The sequence below is a fragment of the Candidatus Thiothrix sulfatifontis genome, assembly GCA_022828425.1.
Lineage (GTDB): Bacteria > Pseudomonadota > Gammaproteobacteria > Thiotrichales > Thiotrichaceae > Thiothrix > Thiothrix sulfatifontis.
The window spans coordinates 1,322,554-1,340,571 of record CP094685.1 but is presented as its reverse complement, the minus strand read 5'-3'; the positions used below and the strand labels follow the sequence as shown (position 1 = coordinate 1,340,571).

The 18,018-nt window shown below is 54.0% G+C and carries 26 protein-coding genes and 1 pseudogene; 11 read left to right on the top strand and 16 right to left on the bottom strand.

The window, feature by feature from the left end:
* Nucleotides 1-75: 75 nt before the first annotated feature.
* Nucleotides 76-306, top strand: a complete 231-nt coding sequence (locus L3K52_06880) for a carboxymuconolactone decarboxylase family protein (protein UOG93450.1) — start codon at nt 76-78, stop codon at nt 304-306.
* A gap of 214 nt (nt 307-520) precedes the next feature.
* Here the strand turns inward: L3K52_06880 and L3K52_06875 are convergent, their stop codons facing one another.
* From L3K52_06875 to L3K52_06860, 4 genes are read right to left on the bottom strand one after another with little or no spacing between them, the layout of a single operon-like run.
* Complete coding sequence (locus L3K52_06875) at nt 521-1,135, bottom strand: FMN-binding negative transcriptional regulator (GenBank protein UOG93449.1); 615 nt, start codon at nt 1,133-1,135, stop codon at nt 521-523.
* A gap of 16 nt (nt 1,136-1,151) precedes the next feature.
* Nucleotides 1,152-1,619, bottom strand: coding sequence for a GNAT family N-acetyltransferase (locus L3K52_06870; GenBank protein UOG93448.1), 468 nt, complete (start codon nt 1,617-1,619; stop codon nt 1,152-1,154).
* A gap of 12 nt (nt 1,620-1,631) precedes the next feature.
* Nucleotides 1,632-2,204: a transglutaminase family protein gene (locus L3K52_06865; GenBank protein ID UOG93447.1), complete on the bottom strand. Its 573-nt coding sequence runs from the start codon at nt 2,202-2,204 to the stop codon at nt 1,632-1,634.
* Between the two features lie 9 nt (nt 2,205-2,213).
* Nucleotides 2,214-2,441, bottom strand: coding sequence for a DUF2798 domain-containing protein (locus tag L3K52_06860; protein ID UOG93446.1), 228 nt, complete (start codon nt 2,439-2,441; stop codon nt 2,214-2,216).
* An 81-nt stretch (nt 2,442-2,522) separates the two neighbouring features.
* Here L3K52_06860 and L3K52_06855 point away from each other — a divergent pair, with 81 nt between their 5' ends.
* The 5 genes from L3K52_06855 (at nt 2,523) to L3K52_06835 (ending at nt 5,563) form a co-directional block, all read left to right on the top strand.
* A complete protein-coding gene (locus tag L3K52_06855) occupies nt 2,523-3,131 on the top strand; it encodes a TetR/AcrR family transcriptional regulator (protein UOG93445.1) in 609 nt (202 codons plus the stop codon).
* A gap of 203 nt (nt 3,132-3,334) precedes the next feature.
* Nucleotides 3,335-3,829, top strand: a complete 495-nt coding sequence (locus L3K52_06850; protein UOG93976.1) for a DsrE/DsrF/DrsH-like family protein — start codon at nt 3,335-3,337, stop codon at nt 3,827-3,829.
* A gap of 34 nt (nt 3,830-3,863) precedes the next feature.
* Nucleotides 3,864-4,610: a sulfurtransferase TusA family protein gene (locus tag L3K52_06845; GenBank protein ID UOG93444.1), complete on the top strand. Its 747-nt coding sequence runs from the start codon at nt 3,864-3,866 to the stop codon at nt 4,608-4,610.
* The gene (locus L3K52_06840; protein UOG93443.1) at nt 4,585-4,977 is read left to right on the top strand and encodes a YdhR family protein; all 393 of its coding nucleotides are present in this window, start codon (nt 4,585-4,587) and stop codon (nt 4,975-4,977) included. Before L3K52_06845 ends, L3K52_06840 begins: the two co-directional genes overlap by 26 nt.
* Before the next feature lie 52 nt (nt 4,978-5,029).
* Nucleotides 5,030-5,563, top strand: coding sequence for a carboxymuconolactone decarboxylase family protein (locus L3K52_06835; protein ID UOG93442.1), 534 nt, complete (start codon nt 5,030-5,032; stop codon nt 5,561-5,563).
* Nucleotides 5,564-5,567: 4 nt separating this feature from the next.
* On the opposite strand, the pseudogene L3K52_06830 reads toward L3K52_06835, so the two are convergent.
* Nucleotides 5,568-6,747, bottom strand: a pseudogene (locus tag L3K52_06830) (ABC transporter substrate-binding protein).
* Nucleotides 6,747-7,331, bottom strand: a complete 585-nt coding sequence (locus L3K52_06825) for an ANTAR domain-containing protein (protein ID UOG93441.1) — start codon at nt 7,329-7,331, stop codon at nt 6,747-6,749. The pseudogene L3K52_06830 and the gene L3K52_06825 overlap by 1 nt, the downstream one beginning before the upstream one ends.
* 131 nt (nt 7,332-7,462) lie before the next feature.
* Here L3K52_06825 and gloA point away from each other — a divergent pair, with 131 nt between their 5' ends.
* Both gloA and L3K52_06815 read left to right on the top strand, forming a co-directional pair.
* Entirely contained in the window at nt 7,463-7,858 is a 396-nt protein-coding gene (gene gloA / locus L3K52_06820) for a lactoylglutathione lyase (protein ID UOG93440.1), read from the top strand.
* Between the two features lie 9 nt (nt 7,859-7,867).
* Complete coding sequence (locus L3K52_06815; GenBank protein UOG93439.1) at nt 7,868-8,422, top strand: hypothetical protein; 555 nt, start codon at nt 7,868-7,870, stop codon at nt 8,420-8,422.
* Between the two features lie 37 nt (nt 8,423-8,459).
* Here L3K52_06815 and L3K52_06810 read toward each other — a convergent pair whose 3' ends face one another.
* Nucleotides 8,460-9,605 carry an ISAs1 family transposase gene (locus L3K52_06810; GenBank protein ID UOG93438.1) on the bottom strand — a complete coding sequence of 382 codons (1,146 nt, stop codon included), beginning with the start codon at nt 9,603-9,605 and terminating at the stop codon, nt 8,460-8,462.
* A 56-nt stretch (nt 9,606-9,661) separates the two neighbouring features.
* Nucleotides 9,662-9,937, bottom strand: coding sequence for a DUF4172 domain-containing protein (locus L3K52_06805; protein ID UOG93437.1), 276 nt, complete (start codon nt 9,935-9,937; stop codon nt 9,662-9,664).
* Between the two features lie 194 nt (nt 9,938-10,131).
* Between L3K52_06805 and L3K52_06800 the strand changes: the two genes are divergently transcribed.
* Nucleotides 10,132-10,332 carry a XisH family protein gene (locus tag L3K52_06800; GenBank protein ID UOG93436.1) on the top strand — a complete coding sequence of 67 codons (201 nt, stop codon included), beginning with the start codon at nt 10,132-10,134 and terminating at the stop codon, nt 10,330-10,332.
* A 494-nt stretch (nt 10,333-10,826) separates the two neighbouring features.
* On the opposite strand, the gene L3K52_06795 is transcribed toward L3K52_06800, so the two are convergent.
* Nucleotides 10,827-11,030, bottom strand: coding sequence for a hypothetical protein (locus tag L3K52_06795; protein UOG93435.1), 204 nt, complete (start codon nt 11,028-11,030; stop codon nt 10,827-10,829).
* 84 nt (nt 11,031-11,114) lie between these two features.
* Here L3K52_06795 and L3K52_06790 point away from each other — a divergent pair, with 84 nt between their 5' ends.
* Both L3K52_06790 and L3K52_06785 read left to right on the top strand, forming a co-directional pair.
* A complete protein-coding gene (locus tag L3K52_06790; GenBank protein UOG93434.1) occupies nt 11,115-11,993 on the top strand; it encodes a DMT family transporter in 879 nt (292 codons plus the stop codon).
* Between the two features lie 34 nt (nt 11,994-12,027).
* The gene (locus L3K52_06785) at nt 12,028-12,492 is read left to right on the top strand and encodes a DUF695 domain-containing protein (protein ID UOG93433.1); all 465 of its coding nucleotides are present in this window, start codon (nt 12,028-12,030) and stop codon (nt 12,490-12,492) included.
* 137 nt (nt 12,493-12,629) lie between these two features.
* Here the strand turns inward: L3K52_06785 and L3K52_06780 are convergent, their stop codons facing one another.
* The 7 genes from L3K52_06780 to nirD form a co-directional block, all read right to left on the bottom strand.
* Nucleotides 12,630-13,133 (bottom strand): PH domain-containing protein, encoded by a 504-nt coding sequence (locus L3K52_06780; GenBank protein ID UOG93975.1) that lies wholly within the window; start codon nt 13,131-13,133, stop codon nt 12,630-12,632.
* 78 nt (nt 13,134-13,211) lie between these two features.
* Complete coding sequence (locus L3K52_06775; GenBank protein ID UOG93432.1) at nt 13,212-13,406, bottom strand: hypothetical protein; 195 nt, start codon at nt 13,404-13,406, stop codon at nt 13,212-13,214.
* A gap of 452 nt (nt 13,407-13,858) precedes the next feature.
* Nucleotides 13,859-14,233 carry a hypothetical protein gene (locus tag L3K52_06770; GenBank protein UOG93431.1) on the bottom strand — a complete coding sequence of 125 codons (375 nt, stop codon included), beginning with the start codon at nt 14,231-14,233 and terminating at the stop codon, nt 13,859-13,861.
* Between the two features lie 88 nt (nt 14,234-14,321).
* Nucleotides 14,322-14,531: a hypothetical protein gene (locus L3K52_06765; GenBank protein UOG93430.1), complete on the bottom strand. Its 210-nt coding sequence runs from the start codon at nt 14,529-14,531 to the stop codon at nt 14,322-14,324.
* The gene (locus L3K52_06760) at nt 14,528-14,866 is read right to left on the bottom strand and encodes a nitrogen fixation protein (GenBank protein UOG93429.1); all 339 of its coding nucleotides are present in this window, start codon (nt 14,864-14,866) and stop codon (nt 14,528-14,530) included. The genes L3K52_06765 and L3K52_06760 overlap by 4 nt, the downstream gene beginning before the upstream one ends.
* Before the next feature lie 70 nt (nt 14,867-14,936).
* Nucleotides 14,937-17,576, bottom strand: coding sequence for a molybdopterin-dependent oxidoreductase (locus tag L3K52_06755; GenBank protein ID UOG93428.1), 2,640 nt, complete (start codon nt 17,574-17,576; stop codon nt 14,937-14,939).
* Nucleotides 17,577-17,701: 125 nt separating this feature from the next.
* Nucleotides 17,702-18,010, bottom strand: a complete 309-nt coding sequence (gene nirD / locus L3K52_06750) for a nitrite reductase small subunit NirD (protein UOG93427.1) — start codon at nt 18,008-18,010, stop codon at nt 17,702-17,704.
* Between the last annotated feature and the right edge of the window lie 8 nt (nt 18,011-18,018).

Below are 18,018 nucleotides of genomic sequence, written 5' to 3'. Positions count from 1 at the left end.
GAGTACAACTTAACAATACGAGGAATGCAGTATGCAACACCTCTTCAGCGAGTTAGCAGACGAAAAGAGGCATCCATGAAATCTGATCGTTACCAGCGCGGCTGGGAAAAGCTAAAGGAAATCGACGGTCACGCGGGAGAACGGGTAATCGAAGCGTTGAAAGACATAGCCCCGGATCTTGCTCGCTATACCATCGAGTTTCCATTTGGGGATGTTTACTCGCGCGGCGTTCTTTCACTCAAGGAACGTGAAATCGCCACCGTAGCTGCGCTGGCGGCATCGGGTAATGCGCAACCACAGCTCTGAACGTTCATATTCACGGTGCGCTGAATGTCGGCTGCACAAGGCAAGAAATAGTGGAAATCATGATCCAAATGGCAGTGTACGCGGGGTTTCCGGCTGCACTGAATGGCGTATTTATAGCCAAAGCGGTTTTTGTGGAACGAGATAGCGCGGGTCAGTCAAATTGCAACGCCAAGATACAGAACCAGCATTACAGAACCTGCCATTAGCAAACGTTTCAAGGTATTCCCCTTTGCTCCTGATGTTTTGCCATCAATGCCGCCACCCCGCGCTCGTTTTCTCTGCCACTGGCTTCGAGGGCTTGCATGACATTGCGCTGATCTGCCGCACTGCGGTTTTGGCTCAGTTTGTATTTGGCTTGCAGCGATTCGATGGTGATTTCAAAACCGACGATGGCTTCCAGCATTTTGGCGGGGTAGCTCGGAATCCATGCGTTGGGGGTGTCGCCTTCGTAGTAATGGCTGAGGCGTTCCACCTGCGCTTGCAGCCATGCGGTATCGTGGATGACGCGCACTTTGCCGTAGACATGAACGGCGGTGTAATTCCAAGTGGGTACACCCGCGCCTTCGTACCATGTGGGTGAAACGTAGGCGTGAGCTCCTTGGAACATTGCCAACACCTGTGGGTTTGCTGACAAGTGCTGCCATTGCAGGTTGGCTTTGGCAAGATGACCGGACAGCGTGAGCGTGTCGCCCTGTTCCAGCAGAAAAGGGATGTGGCTGGCGAAGGGAACGCCTGTATCAACCGTGACCAGCGTACCGAATGCATTGGCTTGGATGAAGCGCAGAATTTCGGCTTGGTCGTGTTCGGCAAAGTGTTTTGGGATGTACATCAGAACTCCAATATCACTAGAGCAAGGTTTTCAGTTTGCGCCCGCCCGTGATCGCAAAGCCTTCACGCTCATAGAATGCGAGAGTGCGTTCAAAAGCAGGCAATGGCGGCGTGGTCATTTCCAAGCGTGTCCAGCCCCTGCTTGCACCGAAGGCACGGGCGGACGCCAGCAATTGTTTGCCTGTGCCATGCGAGCGGTAAGTGGGGCGCACGTACAATTCGGGAATCGTGCCGAAACTGCCTTCAGCGTACAGCGCGTAACTTTGGTACAGGGTCAAAAATCCTGCGGCTGTGCCGCCTTCATCCGTTGCCACGAACACATGATAATGCCCGTCGCGGATAAAGGTTTGCAGGCGTTCGGTGGTTGCTGGCAGGTCAAAGTTGAATGCCTGTTCGCCAATGGCTTGCATGATTTCCTGCAACAATTCGCCGACCAGCACGGCGATGGTGGGGGCATCAGCGGGGGTGGCGGGATGGATGTGCATGGTTATTCCCTCTCAAACACGTTCAATATCGGGCAGGTTCGCATACACCGCTGCCACCGTTGCGCTGCTTTCCAACACCTGCACCACCACAGGCAGCGGCTCAGCAAAAATCCCCGGTAAATCCTGTTCGTGCGAATTCAACAGCGGAAATGCCAGCTTTTCGGTGGGCGGGCAGAATTCGGCAGCCACGCCCGGCTTATTGCCACGCGCATCGACCCGATACCAGCCGTAATCAGGCAAGTAGAGTGCGTTCAGCCCGTGCAGGCAAAACGGCGGTTCATCGGTAATGGTCAAACGCTGATAACACAAGCCCGCCGGAATGCCATTCGCCCGCAACAACGCTGCCAGCAAATGGCTTTTGGCGTAGCAATAGCCCGTGCCGTGTTGCAACACCTCCGACGCTTTGCATGTCAACGGGTTCAGGCGGTAATCCCAACTGTGTTTGATGGCATCGCGCACAAACTCGAAACAGGTTTTGGCGATAGCTTCCTGTGTGGTGCAACTTGCCGCTAGTGCTTGGGCTTGTGCCAAAACGTCTGGGTGTTGCCAGTCGATGTAGTCGCTATTGACTAGGTAGGTTTGCATGAATTTGAGTTAACCTTGCTTAATGACTAAACCGACCAATTTCCGCACCATCGGACTGACCAGAAAAACAATGGGGAAGGCGACTGAAAAAGCAAATCCCCAAGCTTTTAGCCAAATATGCAAAAGGTTATCCACCATACCGACGTTGAAGATGCTAATGACGAGTGACATGACACATGACATAAGCAATGCCATGAAAAAAGCAAACACAATGGGCTGATATTTTTTGTCGATCATAAATTATTCCAAGAAGCTAAATAGTTGTAGTGTCACCATTATCGCTTGCACTTTACCGATCGGTCAATTACGATAATAACCATGAAAGCATCCACCGATACCCGCCAACGCCTGCTCGACAGTGCCCGTGAACTGCTCTACTCGCGCAGCTACGGCAACGTGGGCGTGAAGGAAATCTGTGACATGGCAGGGGTACAAAAAGGCAGCTTCTACCACTTTTTCCCTTCCAAGCAAGAGCTGACGCTGGCAGTGCTGGATGAGTTCTTCATTATTTCAAAACAGGAGATTTTCTCCCGTTCGTTCCGCCCTGAATGGTCGGGAATGAAGCAACTGAACGCCCTACTGGAAAATATTTATGTATTCCAAAAAGGCACCAAGGAACAAATCGGCAAAACGCTGGGTTGCCCTTACGGAAATATGTCGTCAGAAATGAGTACGCAGGATGAAGTCATCCGCCAGCGTCTCAATGGTCTGTTGCAGCAAATGGAAATGTCACTGAAAACCGCGCTGGATAAAGCCTTGCACGAGGGGGAAATTTCCCCGTGCAATACGGCTGCCACGGCTGCGGCGATGTTTGCCTTCATAGAAGGGCTAATGCTGTTGGCAAAAACCCGCAATGATCCCGAATTGATACGCGAAATCGGTGTTGCCATGCTGACTATCCGCATTGGAGAGCAAGCGATTAGCTGAAAAAATTTTATACTAAAACTTGACTGACCAGTCGGTAAAATTCTGCCCGTTTTTAACCACATCCGTAAATCGTAAGGAGTTGCACAATGACCGCTACTGCCCAAACCAGCCCGATGGGTTTTGATAAAGCCTTGTTTGACCAATGGTTCGATGAACGTTTTCAGCACAAAATGGATGAACGCGAAGCCAACCACATCCCCTCCATGACCATCATCTCTACCAAAGGGACACTGGATATGGCTTATCCCCCGTTCATTCTTGCCTCCACCGCCGCTGCCTTAGGCTGGGACGTGACAGTATTTTTCACGTTCTATGGTCTGGATTTGCTGAAAAAGAAGCTGGATTTGAAAGTCAGCCCACTCGGAAACCCTGCCATGCCTATGAAAATGCCGATGGGACCGGAATGGTTACGCAAGACCAATTTGCCCATCCCCAATGTGCTGATGGCGGGTATTCCCGGTTTCGAGACTGCCGCTACGAGCATGATGAAGGAAACCATGAAACAGAAGGGCGTCGCCTCTATCGAGGAGCTGCGTGAGTTGGCATTGGAAGCCGAAGTAAAAATGGTGGCGTGTCAGATGACAGTGGATTTGTTCGGTCATGACAAAACCGACTTCATTGATGGTATCAGCGACTGGGTGGGTGCGGCGAGTTTCCTGCCGATTGCACAGAAAGCGGATGTGAACCTGTTTATTTAATTTCGCCATTCATCAAACCTATAAGACTATTACCATGTTAGAAAACAACACCGTCTCAACGCGATCTATCGCGTTAATGCCAGATACGCTTGCGGGTATTCTTGACTGGGATACCCTCGATCAGATTTGGAATGCCATACAGCATTCGGAGAATACCCAATGGCATCTTCACAATAATGATGCCTCTACCGCTGGTTATGTTCGGCTCAATGATGTCAATACCAGTGGTGACATTAGCGCTGCGTTAACAGCACTTAAAGACTACCTTCGACAATCACATCAGCGTGACTACTGCGGACTCGCCTTCGCCGACTCATTAACAACACCCACATTAGTTCGTGTTTTTGACCCCAAATATCTCACTTCCATGTGCAATATTTATGGCAATACGCCCGCGCCAAGTTGGGTAATTTCAACAATGGATGCCTCACAGCTTGCTTCCAAGAAAATGACCTCATCAAAATTGCAAAATCATAGTTTAGGCAAGGCACTACCCAACGCACCAAAACACCCACAGATAGCAGATTCTCTTGATGCTAGACGCATGGGATGCCCGCTACCGTTAGTGCATACTGCCCGCTCACTGCGTCGCTTAGCCGTGGGGGAAATACTCGAAATCGTTACGATTGAGCCGGGTTCTGTCAACGATATTGAATTTTTATGCAAATCCACAGGCTCAAAACACATAGCACTAGCGGAAGGAGAATACGGTTATTCATTCTATATAGAGCGCGGTCTCGATATGAAAACCAACAATGAATCACGGCATCCTCTCGATTGAGGAGCTGCGTGAGTTGGCATTGGAAACCGATGTAAATAACGTTTATTGGGAATCACTAAAGATGAAATACGCGCAAATCTTTCAGTACAGATTGACACTTTCGCCAGAGCAGTATGATACGCATTGGGTAAAACCCTATGCCACGGCAATCGCTGATGTGCCGGGGCTGATTAGTAAAACATGGATGGCGGATTTTGAGAATGGTGTCTTCGCGAGCTTCTACCTATGGAATGACAAGGAATCTATGGACTGCTTTATGGCATCGCCTGCTATTGCACAGGTGGCTGCTGAACCTTTCTTGAAAGATCTGGTAATAACCGCTATTCCGGTTCAGGAAGAGGCATCTTCGATCACACGGGGTATTTAAGGGTGTAACCCCCTTTCATTGTTACTGACTATACCAACCAAGGAGAAGCCACATGAGTTATCTGAAAACTGTTGCTACCAGCGAAGCCACTGGCGATGTTGCCGACGTTTACCAAGAAATGACCGCCAGCTTTGGCGGCGTGCCGGGCATTATGCAGGTGCATAGTGCCGTGCCTTTCCACTTGCGTCAGAAGTGGGAATTCATCAAGCACAGTATGCAGAATCCGAACTTGTCGGGCGCATTGCAAGCCACCATTCGCATGACCGTTTCACAGAGTACAGCGTGCGCTTACTGCATCGACATGAATGCGGGAATGCTGATCAATATGTTCGGCTGGACACCCGACCAAGTGGCTGCAACGCAAGCCGACCCTGCCAATGCCAATTTGGATGAGCGCGAAACCGCCCTGCTACTGTTCATCCTCAAAGCGGTTAAGGATTCCAACAGCACCACACAGGCGGATGTCGATACGCTGCGGGCATTGGGCTACAGCGATGAAGACATTTACGAAGGCTTGGCACTGGGCGCGTGGATGGTGGCAGGCGACATTGTGTCGAATGCGCTGCATGTTGAACGCGATTTTTAACCCGCTACCCCAGCCGTAACCGTTCCAACGCCACGTAACTATTCCCCATCGCGATCGGCTGGCTGGCATCGCGCAACACCCACGGCGCGAGGCAATGCACTGACGGCAAATAATCCACCGTCGGGTACGGCAAGCTCAAGGTTTCCGCAGCTAAACGGTACAACGGCGTGCAATACACCCGCGCCAACAGCGCAGCAGAGTCAGCGGGCAAGGTTGCCAACTGACCCGTTGCGTGCATTTGCGCCAAAAAGTACGCGCCATGCGAATGCCAGGGGAAATTAGCCGCATAACGCGCAAACACGTTGAAATCGGGCAGCAAACGTTCCGGCTCATCCGGCGCATAGCGGTAACGCCCCAACAACGGCGGCTGGATCAGGGCAAGCGGCACATCCAAATATTCCGGTCGGGTTAGTAATTCAGCAATACGCACGCGATTATGCGGCTCATCCAACCAGTGCGCGGCTTCGAGCAAAGCACACAGCAAGGCTTGATGCGTTTCGGGATTGGCTTCCGCCCACGCTTGGGTCACGCCCAGCACTTTTTCAGGACCATTGTTCCATAAATCGTAGCTGGTAACGGCAACCTGCCCGATGCCTCGGCTGACGGCTTGCTGATTCCACGGTTCGCCCGCGCAATAGCCATCAATCTGACCTTGCGCCAAGGATTCGACCATTTGCTGCGGGGGAATGACGCGGATTTCCACATCCTGCCCCAATACCAAACCGCCATCCTGCAACCATGCTTGCAACAGGTAATGGTGCTGCGAAAAAGGGTAGACGCAACCGAATACCAGTTTGCGCGGCGTTTGCGCACTTAAAAGATGCTTGAGACCGTGCGAGCGCACCGGAGCGGTGCATAATGCCTGCGGGTAATGTTCCCGCATGGCTTCCATCAACGGGCTGGCGACAGTAATCGCGCTGCCATTCAGAGCCAAGGCTAAACGCGGCTTGCATGGGAATGCCCAAACCGTCGATGCCCAAGGTTGCCGCCAAGGGCATGGGGGCAAGCATGTGCGCCGCGTCGAGTTCGCCGAACGCCACGCGGTCGCGGATATTTGCCCACGACACTTCGCGCTGCAAGGTGACGTGCAGGCCGTATTTTTCAAAGAAACCGCGCTCCAATGCCGCTACCAGCACGGCACAGTCGGTAAGAGGCAAAAAGCCGATGCGTAAGTCTTGTTTCATCAGAATTTCCCCCCTAGCAGAGCCATTGCCGCGACGAAATTGCGGGCGGCTTCACCGATTTTCATATTGCGATCCATCGCCATTTTGCGCAGGAGTTGGTATGCCTCTTCTTCCGTCAGATTGCGGTGCTGCATGAGGATGCCCTTGGCTTTATCCACATCTTTGCGGTCTTGCAGGCGCGATTTGTAGTCTTCCAGCTCATCTTTGAGCTTTTGGTGCTCTTGAAAACGGGCAATCGCCACTTCCAACACCGATTTCAGGCGTTTTCCGGGCAAATCATCGACGATGTAGGCACTGACTCCGGCACTAATGGCAGCGCGGGTGGTTTCAAGGTCGCTTTGTTCGGCAAAAAATACGATGGGTTTGGGCATTTCGCGGCTGACATTGCGCAACGATTCCAACGTGTCACGGTCGGGGCTTTGCATGTCGATGAGAATGATGTCGGGCTGGTGGGTACGCACGGCGGCGAGCAGGTTTTCACCTTGCCCAACGCGGATAATGTGGGCGTAACCGGCGGCAAGGAGCGCGACTTCGAGACTCGCGGAACGGTCGGGGTCGTGATCGACCAACATGAGTTTGTGCATGTGAACCTTGTTATAAGCAACAGCTAATGTAAGACCAATGCAAAAATTACGCCATTTTGCGACTAACGCATGGGCGACACAGAATAGGTTATGATGGTGTTTTCGGAAATTGTATTGTCAGGAGTTTTACCATGCGAATCCTTCACACCATGCTGCGCGTCGGCGATTTGGATCGTTCGATTGCGTTTTACACCAATGTCCTTGGTATGCAACTGCTGCGCCGCAAAGATTACCCGGCGGGCGAATTCACTCTCGCCTTCATCGGTTATGGCGACGAAATGGAGAATACCGTGCTGGAGCTGACCTACAACTGGGGCGTGAACCAGTACGAACTCGGCACGGCTTTCGGGCATATTGCGCTGGAAGTGCCGGATGTGTACGCCGCGTGCGACAAAATGCGGGCAGCGGGCGGCAAGATCATTCGCGAAGCCGGGCCGATGAATGCGGGCACGACCATCATTGCTTTTCTCGAAGACCCGGATGGTTATCAGATTGAATTGATTGGTGAAAAGCACCAGCGCACTTAAAACAATACCATGCAATTACCCGAACGGGAACACTACCGCTACCAGTCTCGCTACTGCGAAGAAAATATCTGGCATCTGTGTCAGCAGCCAGAATTCCGGCACAGCGAGGTGGTGGTGATGGCGGCAACAGGTAGGTTTTTCCCCATCCTCTGCCAGCGCGGTGCGAATGCGCCGACTGAACCGCTGCTGTGGGATTACCACGTCGTGTTGCTGTGGCACGCCGCGCCGGATGCGCGTTACCTCCTCGATTTCGATACCACCCTACCATTTTGCACGCCGGTCGCGGATTATTTCCGCCAAGCGTTTTTGGATGAATCCGTGTTAAAACCGAGGTTTGTACCGCTGTTTCGGGTCATGCCTAGCGCGGAATATGCCGAGAAACTGTTGAGCGACCGGCGGCACATGCGCGATGCGAATGGTTGGTTGGCAGAGCCGCCGCCTTGGTCGCCGACCAGCCTTACCGACAGTAATTTGCACAAATTTACCGATATGAACGATGCCGACTATGGGCAAATCTTGACGGCAGCGCAGGTGTTGAGGCACACGGGTAAATTGAGGCAATAACGCGCATAGCGCAGTTCTTCGGTTTTACGCAGCACGCCTAAGTTTTAGGCTTGGTAGCCCCCGGTTTGCCTGTGACGATTTTTAGCAGGTAGTCCTCATCCCAGCCCGCGTTGAGGCGTTTGTTTTTCACGCCGAGTTTGACGGTTTTCTCGGTTTTGATTAAATTGAGAGCAATATGCCGGACAACTGCCATGTTGGCATCGCTGTTGCCGGAACGCATTCGTTGGTCATCTTCACGGAAAGCATAGTCCAACACCCAATGCAGGTTGTTCTCTATGCCCCAATGCGCCCGCACGATTTGCCCCAAACGTTCGGGGTTGGCGGCATCCATGCTGCTGATGAAGTAACGCGTTTCCTCAGTGGTTTTATCCTTGCATTCGCGGATAGCGGTGACGGCAATGATGCTGGTGAGTTTCGTCCAATGGGGATGGTTTTTCTTTAGCCACTTAATGTCTGAAGTAGCCCGCACGATGCGGGTTTCAATCCGCCCATGCCCGCCGTCATAACTGGTATGCCCAATCGGTGGGCAGGTGTTGGCAGATTCAAAGAACAGCTTCACCTCTTGGTGGAGTGTGCCTTGGTTGCCCTTCAGACTAAGCAGGTAATCAGCCCCCTGATCCACGATCTGCTGGGCAATCGCCGTTTGGCATCCCATGGCATCTATGGTCACGACTGCCCCTGTAATATTAAGCTGCATCAACAGTTTAGGAATGGCGGTGATTTCATTGGACTTGTCATCTACCCGCTGTTGCCCCAGTACTAACTGGTTTTGGCTTGCCCACGCACTGACCATGTAAATGGCGGCTTTATCGGATGCGCTATCGAGACTGCGGCGCAAGCATTTACCATCAATCGCAATGATTTCACCGCCACTGAGGTCGGTCAAGTCCGCTACCCAACGGCTAAAACACTCACTGAACCGCTGGGTGTCGATCAAGGCAAAAACCCGCCCAAACGTATCGTGTGATGGGATGCCATGCTTTAAATCCAATACGGCGGTAAACCACTTTTCCTTGGCTTTGCCAAACTGTTCGATGGATGCCCAATCATCTGCGCCGCAAATCGCCGCACACAGGGTGATGAAAAAAATATCACTCAGTTTGTGCCGCTTGCGGCGATCCATGCGTGGGTCAGGGATTGAAGCAAAATGGTCGGCTATCGAAGCGGTTGAACGGAGTTTCATGGAGCCACAAAAAGCCTGACAGGAAATGAGATTATGGTGGTTTTGTCAAGAGCGTTTTAATGCGATTGCCCTATGCAAGTCGCGGGTAGCGGTTGCACGGGAAGCGCTTGCACACTGCCACTGTTGAGGTATTCACCTTCAATAGCCGAGGTTTGCATGGCTTCGTTGCTGATTATTTCCACTTTCAGTTGGGTGCGACCCTCTTCCGTCAGGTGTGTGAATGCGCCCAGCAGCAAGCCGGATTCGTGTACAAAAGCGGTTTCCAAAGGCATCAGCTTCAGCGGGTCGAAGCTGAAATTAGGCCAGTCGGGTTGTTGCCAGTTCCATGTCATGAGTCATTCGCCGTTATTCTATAGCTCATTTATAGCTGTATTTTGTGAGGTATAGGAATGATGTGATCGTTTATTTTAGACATTCAGTCATTATTCCAAAAATTGGCATACGCACTGTCTGTGCCAGGCGCATCACCAATCTTTTGGCATACTCTGCCTCTATAGCAAATAGCGTCAGCAAAGGATAATTTGGCATGTCTGCCCGCGATCTGTTTCATCAAGCCGTTGTCATTGCACTGCAAAAAGAAGGATGGGTGATTACACATGACCCGCTCGCCGTTCCCATCGGTGGCATTGATCTCTACATTGATTTGGGTGCAGAACGGTTATTAGCCGCAGAACGTGAAGGGCAACGTATCGCTGTTGAAATCAAGTGTTTCTCTCTGCCTCGTTAGTTTCCACCTTTCATACAGCACTAGGGCAGTACCTCAATTACCGACTGGCGTTAGAGGAAAATGAGCAACAGCGTGAGCTTTATCTTGCCATACCGCATGATGCTTCAGCAATTCTTTTGTTGCCCTTTACGCAACTTGCCTCAGAACGTCGCCAAGTTGACTGTTGGCCTGCCGATCCAGCGGAGTGAATTTCATGCGCTTGCTCAGCCCGTTTGCTGACGAAATGCCCGATCCATCAGCAACAAACCCCAGCCATCCGGCAAGGAGTCGTAAAGAACCCCGTGCAAGACCGCCAAATTCCTGTGGCTCTGGGGAAAGCTTGCGGTTCTGCCTGAAGCGGCAGCGTGCTGGGTGACAGATCAAACCCCGTCTCGAGCCACGCTGGATCATACTGGAAATAAAGCCGCCCCCGCGCATCTGTTTCACAGCCTCACCCACGGGGTCGGATTGTCAGCGATGGAATCGCCAGTTTTACAAGCCGCTTGATAATTTTTTCATAAACGCCCCCGTTGGCGCGGCGTAGTTTGCAATTCGGCGATGGTTTGCAGTGGTTTTTCCGCAAACAGGCGATTGAAATCATCCATACAATTCAGGGCAAACGCGAGTTTCAGCAAACTGTGAAAGCTGATTTGCCCCGTGGTTTCAAAACGTTTGATACTGGCTTCGGCAACGCCGGATTTTTCTGCCAACGGTAACATGGCGTATCCGTGAAAAAAGGCTGGGGTTGGACTTACGGAGGCATTCCCGCAGACAATGCGTTTTTCATTCGGGGATAGCCCATCATGACACCACGTAACCTGTTTGACCTGATCCTGCTGGCAGCCCTGTGGGGCGGGTCGTTTCTGTTCATGCGCTATGCAGCGCCGTCATTCGGGGCGGTGGCGCTGATTTGGCTGCGAGTGGCGATTGCAGCGGCGTGCCTGTTGCCGTTGTTGTGGTGGCGCGGGCAAAGCGGGCTGTTACGGCAAAATATGGGCGCAATGCTGGTGGTGGGTTTGCTGAATTCCGCTGTGCCGTTTGTGCTGATTGCCTGGGCGGTGCTGTCGATTACGTCGGGGTTGGCGTCGATCCTGAATGCGGTCACGCCGATTTTTACCGCGCTGATTGGCGCATTGTGGCTGAATGAGCGGCTCAGCAAGTCGCAGATGCTGGGCTTGCTGATCGGGTTTGTCGGGGTATTGCTGCTGGCGGCGGACAAGGCCGATTTCAAGGCGGGCGGTTCCGGCTGGGCGATTGTGGCGCTGCTGGGCGCAACCTTGTGCTACGGAATTGTGACCCATTATACCCGCCACAAGCTGGCTGGGGTTCCCTCATTAGTCACGGCAACCGGGGCGCAACTGGCGGCGGCGATTGTGTTATTGCCGTTGGCGTATGCGTTTTGGCCTGCGGTTATGCCTGACGTTAAGGCATGGCTGGCGGTGATTGGGCTGGGCGTGGGGTGTACCGCGCTGGCGTTCGCGCTGTTTTTTCGGTTGCTGGCGCAAGTGGGGGCGTCGCGGGCGGTGACGGTTACGTTTTTGATTCCGGTGTTTGGGGTGTTGTGGGGCAGCCTGTTTCTGGGTGAAGCGGTGAGTGCGTCGATGCTGGTAGGTGGGGCAGTGATTGTGTTGGGAACGGCGCTGGCAACAGGGGTGGTGCGTTTGCCCGCCGTTTTAGCTTAAGATCACGGCTTTGCAGCCAGTTCAGGTCAATACCATGTCAGACAATGCCAGCAACCCCGCCGAACCCGTGTGGACAGTTGTCCAACAAGCCGCCGCCGATGACGGTTTACACCTGTTACGGCTGCTGGATGTGGGGGTGAATTTCCCGTTTCGTAACTACCCGGAACGCTTCAGCATCTTGTGGGAATTTACCGAACTCGACGCCGAAGGCTTGCCCAGCGCGGCAGAACTCACCCGCATGAAGGATTTTGAAAATGCCTTGTGTGCGGTGATGCAAGCCGACCATGCCGCCTTATTGGTGATGGTGTTCACTGAGCCTACCCACCGCGAATTTATCTGGTTGGCACGCAACAAATCCGCTTTCCAAAATCGGCTCAATACAGCGGAAAGTTTAGGCGCGAAACTCCCGATCACGCTCGACCATGAAACCGATGCGCAGGGCGAGTTTTACCTGTCGTATGCCACGAAAGTGGTGGAACGCTTGAAACCCGTGCCATGAAATTACCCGAATGGGAGCACTACAACCAACGCTCCAAGCCCCTATCAGTAACGCGACGTTTGCCAATAGCGGCGAGTCAGGGCGCAACAGCCATTGTGACAGCCCAACCATCACCAAACAAAACAACACCGGTCGGATTAAAAAACGCCAATCAATCGGCTGAAACAACCACCCCAGCTAAACGCTGCTCTGGCAACGCCTCTGCCAGCAACGCCTGCGCATCCAGCGGTGTAACGGCAGGAACCAGTAATCCGCCCTGCTTCGGCTGAATCAGCCCGTGGTGCTTGAATTTGCTCGAAATGCACATTGCAGCGCCCAAACACACGATCCAGCCAACTTTGTTGCAACTGCACCCATTGCAAGCGTGACAGTTTCATACTCACTTCGTGGCGGGTGAATAAGCCGCAGCGCTGGATATAACGCTCGCCCCGCTGCACCAAGCTGTAATCAAAAAAGCTCAACATCGCACCAGCGACCGACAACAACCCCGTGATCACCACCACCAACAACGCAATACCCAGCGCCAGCACGACCAGATTCAGTGGCAGAAAAATAACGGAGGCAATCGTCAATACCCGAACGATTCCCATCGGTGCGCTGGTTAGTCGCCGAGAACCGTAGATCCCCGACATGCCTAGCATCAACCACACAAAGCCATTACTGCGAGGCCAGTCCCGGCATATGCTCGAAATTCGTGCCGAAAATACCCGCCGGCAAATTCAGTGGCAGAAAACAACGGAGGCAATCGTCAGTGCCCGAATGATTTCATTGGTGCGCTGGTTAGTCGCCGAGAAATAGATTTGCACCAGACTTTCCGAATCATTTTGCAAGATTTCCGCGTCGCGGCTAACCCGCCGGAAATGTTCCAGCACGTCATTCCGGCGTGTTTCAGTGCGCGAGCAACACCCATTCATCCAAGGCTTCATTCCTGGCGGCTCAGACCACGGTCATAGCGCGCAACTGCATGCAACTGGCTACCGGCTTTCAACAAAGCAGGCCAGTGGCGGAAATCAGAATCCGGAGTGCAAGCGTCAGTTCCCGGCAGTGCTCTCATTGGTGGGCAAACGGGTAGTCGCCGAGTGATCTACTGGTCAGTCAGCCACGTCAGCATCTGACACAAATCATTTTGCAAAGATTTCCGCGTCGCGGCTAACCCGCCGGAAATGTTCCAGCACGTCATTCAGGCGTATTTCAGTGCGCGAATCCAGTTCCAGTTGGTTTCATCCAGCCATTCATCCAGGCTTCTTCCTGCGGTTCACCATGGTCAAGCGGTAACGCAACTGGCTACCGGCCTTCAATAAAGCAGGCCAATGTCTGCCAGTGCTCTAATTGCTGGGCGAACGGGTGTCGCAAGTTGAGATACCGGTCAGTCAGCCACGTCAGCAACTGACACAAAATACCGGCGGCGGTGATCGGGAGCGCACCTTGCAGGCGCTACAGTAACCAACGCGCGCGTAACAAGTGAAAATCGGTTTTGAGGGTTGTATGCACTCAGCAGCACATTGCCTGCCACAAAAAATACAATCGGCGATGACTCAATCTGGAAGCTACCCAGTTGCAAGGTTGTGTGGGTCAGCCCCCGAAAAACCAGCATTTCGTATTGCTGAGCCGCGTCGAAAAAAGGCGGATGGGTTGAGTTTTGCGCATCCTGCACATGCTGTTCATCAATACTGAAACCCATAATCTCTTCGACTTCCACTTCCCAGCCAGCATCGTGCGGCAAATATCCAGCCAGGCACATCTGCCGCTGCCATGCAACCCGCGCTGGAAGCCTTGGGATTATGAAGTCACCACCAGCACCATGACATCCGGCTTGAGCGGGGTAGTGATTACCCCGCAGGGCTTGCAAGGCGGGGCTGATCCGCGTCGGGATGGCACGGTGTTGGGGGACTGAAACCCAATAATCCCTCGACTTCCACTTCCCAGCCAGCATCGTGCGGGTAAATATCCAGCCAGACAATCCCGCTAGAGGTGGCAGCCTGTTGCAAAGTAATGGCTTCTGCCTGCATGGTTGAACTGCTGATCTGGGTAATGTTCACGCCCGCTTGCCCGCCCACGGCACAACCGCCGTCACTAACGCCTGCACCGCCACCAACGGGTCGGTTTCATCCGTGGTTCTCACCCGCACGCCGTATTGCTTCATCTGATTGATAAAACTTTTCCCACAGGGGCCGGTGATCAAATAATCCAACGCTAACAGCGGGTGATCACCGCGCTTGTCCCATGCGTGGATCGACATTTCCATCGGCAACTCCAATGACTCGACGGGTTGCAGCGCTTGCTCGGCAGTCCATTCGTACATTAGAAAGCTGCGGGCTTTGCTGGCGTGCCCGGTAACGGTACGCAAATTTTGGCTGGTAACGCCGATTTTCATAAGGGTGGCTCTTCATCAGGGGGTTGGTCATGCGCGGATGGTACAGCACGTTACCAACCAGCGTCTAATCTTAGCCCAACAACGCCTGCAATTCCGGCAAACACGAGCCGCAATTCGTGCCTGCATTCAAGCAACGCCCAATCGCCTCCACACTGCTCAAACCCTGCTCCGCAATCGCCTTGCGGATGGTTTTTTCGCCCACGTTGAAACACGCGCACACCGTGCGTCCTTTGTCTTCGCCTGCCACTGCCGGTTTGCCTGCCAGCAAACTGGCGCGATCGGCTGGGGACAGCGTTTCCTGTGCAAACAAGCTCACCAGCCAATCGCGGGGGGGCAAACGGGCGGCGGATGCGCTGATGAACAAGCAGCTTTCTAACTGCCCACTGATGAAACGCGCAGCGCGGTAAGTTTGGCGGGCCACGTCTAGGTATTCCGTCCAGTTCACGTCGTCGGCGTGTTGGCATAGCAGGTCGCGGGCGAAGGTTGCCCAATCTGCTGACGGTTGTTGACTGGCGAGTTCGTAACGCCAAGCGTTGGGGACTTTGATGGCAGTCCAGTAATCGGTGAGGGGAGTTAATTTCCTTCGCGAAATCAAAAAACCCTGCCAAGCTGCCTGATACGCCTCAATCGCCACCACTGCGTGTTTGCCTTCCGGCTGCCCCGAAATCGGGTCAACAATTGCCGGAATCAACGCCCCCACGCCTGCCGCGCCGCTGAATTGCCCGCTCCAGTGCATCGGCACAAACAAGCTGCCGCGTTGCTGGTCACGGCTGGTTTTCACCTTGACCAAGATGGATTGGGTGGCGGTGTAGATCCGTGCAATCCCGCCGTCTTGCAAGCCTTGATCCCGTGCATCACAGGGGTGCATTTCCACGTAAGGTTCGGCGACGTGCGCGGACAAGCGCGGCGAAATGCCAGTGCGCGTCAGCGTGTGCCAATGATCGCGCACCCGCCCGGTATTCAACACAAACGGGAATGCGGGCGTGCGTTGTGATTGCGGCAAACGCGGTTGCACGGCGATGAATTGCGCCTTGCCGGATGGGGTGAAAAATTTGCCATCGGCAAACAAGCGTGTCGTCCCCTGCCCTGCGGCATCCAGCGGCCATTGCGTCGGTGGTAACTGGTCGTAATCCGCTGCTGTCAGCGTTTGCCACGCGCCCAGGTTGAAGCAACGTGCGCCGTGATTTTCAAACGCGGAAAGCGCAGCATGTTCGCGGAAAATTTCGTGGGCGGATTGATACGCAAACGCCGCACCAAAGCCCATTGCCTGCGCCACGTCAGCCAAGATTTTCCAATCCTGCTTGGCCTCGCCCGGTGCAGGCAAAAACGGCGGTTGGCGTGAAATCGTGCGGTCGCTGTTCGTCACCGTGCCGTCGCGTTCACCCCATGTCAGCGCGGGCAAACGGATATGCGCCAAATCCACGGTATCGGTATTGCGCACGCAATCGGATACCACCACCAGTTCGCACGCCAGCAAGGCGCGGCGCACTTGCGCACTGTCCGGCAAACTCACCGCCGGATTTGTACCCATAATCCACACCGCTTTGACCTTGCCCGCTTCCATCGCTTGGAACAAATCCACCGCTTTCAATCCTGCCTGTGGCGCAATGCGCGGCGATTGCCAGAAACGTTGCACCAAGTCGCGGTGCTGCGGGTTGTCGATGTCGAGATGCGCGGCAAGCTGGTTGGCAAGCCCGCCGACTTCGCGCCCGCCCATCGCATTCGGTTGTCCGGTGAACGAAAACGCGCCAGCCCCAACTTTGCCGATACGCCCCGTCAGCAAGTGGCAATTGATCAGCGCATTGCCTTTGTCCACGCCGCTGGAGGATTGGTTGATGCCTTGCGAAAACACCGTGACCACCCGTTGCGTCGCTGCAAACAGCTTGAAGAACTGTTCCACGGCTTCAACCGCGAGATTGCATTGGGTTGCGACGGCTTGCACTGAAGACGCTGTGGTTTTCGCCAAATCCACCGCCTGTTCCATACCGTTGGTAGATTGGCTGACGAACGCGGCATCGGTATGCCCATTTTCCGCCAACCAGTTCAGCAAGCCGTTGAACAGGAACGCATCGGTGCCGGGGGCAAGCCCCAAGTGCAAATCGGCAAGGTCGGCAGTTTGGGTACGGCGCGGGTCAATCGTGACCACTTTTAACGCGGCATTGTACTTTTTCGCTTTGACCATGCGCTGGTACAGCACGGGGTGACACCACGCGGTATTGCTGCCCACCAACACGATGAGTTCCGCCGCTTCCAAATCTTCGTAGCTGCATGACACGAGGTCTTCGCCAAAAGCGCGTTTGTGTGCTGCCACTGCCGACGACATGCACAGGCGTGAATTGGTGTCGATATTCGCCGCGCCGAGGTAGCCTTTCATCAGCTTGTTGGCAACGTAATAATCTTCGGTCAGCAGTTGACCGGAGACGTAGAACGCCACCGCGTCTGCGCCGTGTGCCGCGATGATCTGCTGGAAACGGCTGGCAATGGTGGACGTTGCCACATCCCAGCTCACGCGCTGCCCGTCGATTTCGGGGTAGAGCAAGCGTTGCGGGTGGTCGAGCGTTTCCGCCAAGGCTGTGCCTTTGGAACACAGCCTGCCGAGGTTGGCGGGGTGTTCCTTGTCGGGGCGCACCTTAAATGCGCCCGCCGCGTCTTGTTCGACGATGACCCCGCAGCCTACGCCGCAGTAGGGGCAGATGGTTTTGGTTTGCATAAATCATTCCTTAAGAACCCTCACCCCAACCCCTCTCCCAGAGGTAGAGGGGCTAAGAGAAGAGAGCCATCTTTATCTTGCTCCCCCTCTACCTCTGGGAGAGGGGGCTGGGGGGTGAGGGTGTCTTAAAGCTGAAGAAACACCCTGCCCCCCTCCACCTTCACCGCAAACACATTGCTACACCCATGATCCGGCGCAAGCGCATTGCCGCTGCTCAGGTCGATCTTCCAGTTGTGCAACGGGCAAGTGACGGTCGAGCCGTGCATAATCCCCTGCGACAACGGCCCGCCTTTGTGCGGGCAAGCGTCGCGAATCGCGTACACCTGATCATCCGACCCGCGAAACACGGCGATGTCGGTGTCACGGGTTTTGATCAGGCGCGAACCGAGTACCGGAATTTTGTTTAATTCGACGACTTCTATCCATTTGCTCATTATTGTGT